We start from the raw sequence: 4,573 nt of genomic DNA on the forward strand, positions 1-4,573 counted from the left end.
ACTTTGATTTGGATAACTTGGATAAACTTTCTTCCGTTTTGTCTGTCGATTTGATTGAAAAGTATTTTGAGATAATGTATGAGGATAGCTCAAGCATTGAAAACATCATTTCTTCCTTAAATAGCAAAGATAGGTACGAGGGGAAAGATCAGTCCCGTGAGATTAATGAACTTATAAAAATAAAAGAAAGAACTTCTAGAGATGTTGTGAAGGTTAAGGCTAGTAAGTTGATTATGTTTTTTAGGAGTATGGAAATCAAAGATAATCCTGCTCTTAGAAAGAATTTAATCATAGAGGCACTAAATGCAGGTGGAAAGTTTGATTTCAATGATCTAAATAATAATTATTATGATAATATAGATTATAGGATTTTGATGAACTATGCAGTATGTTTAGATGATTTTAAAGAAAGGCTAAGAATTTGTAGATTTATAGAAGATAGCGAAGTCTTAGATGAAAATGCCAGGGCAATTTTGTACCATAATATTAGTAATATTTATTACGTATTGGAAGATAATAAGAGAGCTCTAGAATATATTAATATGGCCCTAGCTAATAATTCAAAGAATCCTAAGTCGGCCGTAATGCTTTATACAAAAGCTATTATCCTAATGGATGATAAGCTTCCTTACGAAGATTATATAAAAGAAGCCCTCGATATTTCTAAAAGGACTGACCCTGATACTTATAATTTTATCTTACATAAATTCAATAATATAAAAAAATAGCTTACTAGTATAATTATTCTAAGGAGCAATTATGATTGAAAGAGTAACAGACCTTGTTAAGGAGATTCTTATTAGAGATAAGGATATTGACCTTGCTGTGGATATGACGGCAGGTAATGGGAATGATTCAGCCTTTATCCTAGATGTATTGGGAGCAAAGGAGCTTGTTGCTTTTGATATTCAAAAGGCAGCTAGGGAAAATACCTTAAAGCTTCTTGGACCAAGGGATAATTTTACCTTTATTTTGGACAGTCACGCCAATATTGATAAGTATATAAAAGAAAAAATCGACTTGGCTGTTTATAATCTAGGCTATCTTCCAAATTTTGATAAGACCATCACTACAAGGGCTGATTCTACTATAGATAGCTTAGACAAGGTCCTAAGTCTTCTAAGGAAAAGGGGCAGAGTTATTCTAACTATCTACCCAGGCCATGCTCAAGGAAAGATTGAAGCAGATAGGCTTGATCACTTCCTAGAAGAGCTAGACCCAAAGGACTTTGCTATTCTCAAATTATCCTACCCAAACAAGAAAGACATCTCCCCTTATGTGGTCACAATAGAGAAGAAATTCTAAATATTTTCTCTAATAAAGTCATTAGTTAAGGCAAAAATCTCAAGTCTCTTCTCATAACTTGTGAAGTTGTGACCGACATTTTCTATTTCTATATATTTACAATCCGTGAACTTCTCTTCTAGGAGGGTCATGGATTCTTTTTCTATTACAGGATCCTTCCCTCCCCTAACCATAAGGACCTTGCCCTTATATTCTTCCGCAATTTCTAGGAAATTATATTTCCTGCTATCTTCTACAATCTTAGCTGATAGTCTAAGACCTCCTAGGTCCTTTTCGCCAAGTAGCTGACTTTTGGATAAATCATCTAGCGACCTTATTAGATTTGAGTTCTCCAAGGAATAATTACTTCCTGGTGCATAGAGTATAAGGCCCTTAGGGTCTTTAAGCTGGGCTAGCTTTATGGCGACAGCTCCTCCCATGGAGTGGGCTCTGATGAATATATTTTTCTTATCTACAAATTTTTCATTTTCTACAAAGTCATAGATAATCTGGGCATCTTCTATCTGTCTAGTGAAAGTTAAATCAAAAAAGCTTCCCTCACTTTCCCCGCATCCCCTAAAGTCAAATCTATAGACGAGAAAACCCGCTGCTGTGAGATACTTAGCATGTTGGATAGACATATAATTAATCCCATTTCTATCATCCATAAGACCATGGAAGAATATTATCGCAGGGTATTTTTTATTTTCGGAAAAATCATCAGGAGCATTTAGGACTCCTCTGATTAGGTCGTTGTTTTTAGCTCTGATACTTTTATATAAATATTTCATATCCCCTCCTAGAATATATTTACCCCAAAGCTTATGTAAAATCTATCCAAACCTATTGACCAAATGAAATGAAAGTGATATCATAATGATATCAAATATATATAAGGAGTAAAATATGGACAAGTTAGAAAAGAAACTCGAAAACTCTGACAATGTCGAAGAGAAGATCCTTAAGGCAAAGAAGAATGGTCTTCTAATGCTTTTGGTCTACCTTATCCTCCTAGCAGGAGCAATTTTGACAATAGCAGTGAATGGAAATATTATCGATAGCGGTAATTACTCAAGCCTAAATATAGTATTTCTAGTAATAGGAATTGTCTTTGCAGCCTTAGGCTGGATTATGCTTTTGGGGCTTAAACTTCTAAAACCTCAAGAATCACTAGTACTAACACTTTTTGGTAAATACATTGGAACTATAAAGGGCGAGGGCTTCTATTATGTGAATCCCTTCGTTTCTGCGGTAAATCCTGCTGCCAACACCAAGTTAGGCCAATCTGGAGATGTGAGTGATGGCATAAAGATTTTTGATAAGTCTAATTCCTACCAATCTACCAACAAGAAGATTTCCCTAAAGGTAATGACCCTAAATAACAGCAAACAAAAAATCAACGATTATTTAGGAAATCCTGTAGAAATTGGTATAGCAGTAATGTGGAAGGTAAAGGACACTGCCAAGGCAGTATTCAATGTTGACAATTACAAAGAATATCTATCTCTACAAACAGATACAGCCCTAAGAAACATTGTTCGCCAATATCCTTACGATGTAAATCCTCATTACCAAATCGATACAACAGGCGATGGAGAGCCAGATGATGGATCTCTTAGAGGATCTAGTGAAATAGTAGCTAGAAGAATCAAGGAAGAAATTCAAAAAAGAGTAGAATTTGCAGGTCTTGAGATAATAGAGGCAAGGATTACCCACCTATCTTACTCATCTGAAATCGCAGCAGCTATGCTACAAAGACAACAAGCATCAGCCCTAATCGACGCTAGAGCAATGATAGTAGATGGAGCAGTGGGCATGGTAGAGATGGCCCTTGCTAAGCTTGAAGAAAATGGAGTAGTCGACCTAGACGAAGAAAGAAAAGCCGCCATGGTATCAAACCTCCTCGTTGTTCTTTGTGGTAACCACGAAGCAAGCCCCATAGTCAATACAGGAAGCTTGTATTAATGGCCAAAAAACAAATACCCCTAAGGGTATCAGAGAAACTCTACAATCAAATTGCCCAATGGGCCGAGGACGATTTCAGATCAATAAACGGACAAATAGAATACCTCCTTACAGAATGTGTCAAACAAAGAAAAAAAGACGGAAAATATGTATCAGAAACGATAGATGAGCCAATAGACTTAGATATTGAGTAAAGAATGGGCCTACAGAAAATATTTTCTGTAAGCCTTTTTACTTGCAAGTTTTCTAATAAAACTAGATTTATGTAAGATATGCTTTATAGCTTTGCCTGGTCTATAGAAAATAAAACGAGGACCAGAAAATCTCATAATATCAAGAATCTCTGCTCTCCTGACTGGCTCATAGCAATGGATCTTACAATAAGAGCAAAAGGGCTTACTAGATCCATGAGGACAAGATGAAAGCTTCCTTTTGACATAAGCCTTAAGCTCACTAATATCACCATCAGAAAACCTATCATTTTTCCTATGATACAAATCAATCATTTCACAAACAGTCTTGTATTCTTCCTTAAGCTTCTTGTCCATAAATCCCTCCTATGAAATCACTATACTAGATAGACCTATCTTTATCCTTTATAATTTTACATATCAGATTAAGATACACAAGAAAATCTCTCTAAAATAAATGTAACCATAAAAGTATATAAAAAATACCAGACACCAGAGAACAGTTATGCGCGTGCTCATAACCGGTTGGTGGGCAAAAAAAACACCTCATAGTGAGATGTTTGGTGGGCCTTGCGGGACTCGAACCCTGGACCTGATAAAGGTCCTAAATGGACCTTTATCCCGAAAACTTAGCACGAAGTGCACTTAAATAGCCGTTGACTTCGGCTATTTAAGCCGAATACATAGTGCGATAGCACGAAAAGATTCGCAAGAATCGAGTATTCGTAGAAGCTTAAGAAGTAAGCGAGTTTTCGTTCGACCTCTCATAACCGGTACGGCGGGCAAAAAAAACACCCCATAGCTGAGATGTTTGGTGGCCCTTACGGGACTCGAACCCTGTGACCATGTCCCTTGCAGGGTTTTAAATGCGCTAGCATTTAAAATGGCTCTTTGTCAAATCGTGTTGGTAAATAAAAATCAACCAAATTCTTAATCAGGGATAGATTTTCTATCCCTGAATTTTTTAGTTAGCTAATAAATTTCTTGTAATGAATATTCTTGTTCTAAAATTGGCGAAATTCCTGTAACCAAAAGCTATCCTCTTTAATACCTTAACAAAGTTGTTAACCCCCTCAATAGGTCCATTAGAATAATCATAGGTGAATGAGTTCTTAATATATTCTAGATAATAA

General features: G+C 36.0%; 7 protein-coding genes. 4 read left to right on the forward strand and 3 right to left on the reverse strand.

Annotated elements, in window-relative coordinates:
- On the forward strand, positions 1-728 hold a 728-nt coding region (locus MRZ08_RS03725), incomplete at its 5' end, for an XRE family transcriptional regulator (RefSeq protein ID WP_297379362.1).
- A 31-nt stretch (positions 729-759) separates the two neighbouring features.
- Entirely contained in the window at positions 760-1,305 is a 546-nt protein-coding gene (locus MRZ08_RS03730; protein WP_297379363.1) for a class I SAM-dependent methyltransferase, read from the forward strand.
- Here MRZ08_RS03730 and MRZ08_RS03735 read toward each other — a convergent pair.
- A complete protein-coding gene (locus MRZ08_RS03735) occupies positions 1,302-2,075 on the reverse strand; it encodes an alpha/beta fold hydrolase (protein WP_297379366.1) in 774 nt (257 codons plus the stop codon). The two genes, MRZ08_RS03730 and MRZ08_RS03735, sit on opposite strands and share 4 nt — an antisense overlap.
- Positions 2,076-2,190: 115 nt before the next feature.
- Here MRZ08_RS03735 and MRZ08_RS03740 point away from each other — a divergent pair, with 115 nt between their 5' ends.
- Both MRZ08_RS03740 and MRZ08_RS03745 read left to right on the forward strand, forming a co-directional pair.
- Positions 2,191-3,249, forward strand: coding sequence for an SPFH domain-containing protein (locus MRZ08_RS03740; RefSeq protein WP_297379368.1), 1,059 nt, complete (start codon positions 2,191-2,193; stop codon positions 3,247-3,249).
- Positions 3,249-3,443, forward strand: coding sequence for a PTS ascorbate transporter subunit IIC (locus tag MRZ08_RS03745; protein WP_004835393.1), 195 nt, complete (start codon positions 3,249-3,251; stop codon positions 3,441-3,443). The genes MRZ08_RS03740 and MRZ08_RS03745 overlap by 1 nt, the downstream gene beginning before the upstream one ends.
- A gap of 9 nt (positions 3,444-3,452) precedes the next feature.
- Here the strand turns inward: MRZ08_RS03745 and MRZ08_RS03750 are convergent, their stop codons facing one another.
- Positions 3,453-3,797, reverse strand: a complete 345-nt coding sequence (locus MRZ08_RS03750; protein WP_297379372.1) for a nitrous oxide-stimulated promoter family protein — start codon at positions 3,795-3,797, stop codon at positions 3,453-3,455.
- A gap of 607 nt (positions 3,798-4,404) precedes the next feature.
- The gene (locus MRZ08_RS08080) at positions 4,405-4,557 is read right to left on the reverse strand and encodes a transposase (protein ID WP_320603726.1); all 153 of its coding nucleotides are present in this window, start codon (positions 4,555-4,557) and stop codon (positions 4,405-4,407) included.
- Positions 4,558-4,573: the final 16 nt, after the last annotated feature.

Origin of the sequence: Anaerococcus sp., assembly GCF_022770135.1 — a bacterium.
Classification (GTDB): Bacteria; Bacillota; Clostridia; order Tissierellales; family Peptoniphilaceae; genus Anaerococcus.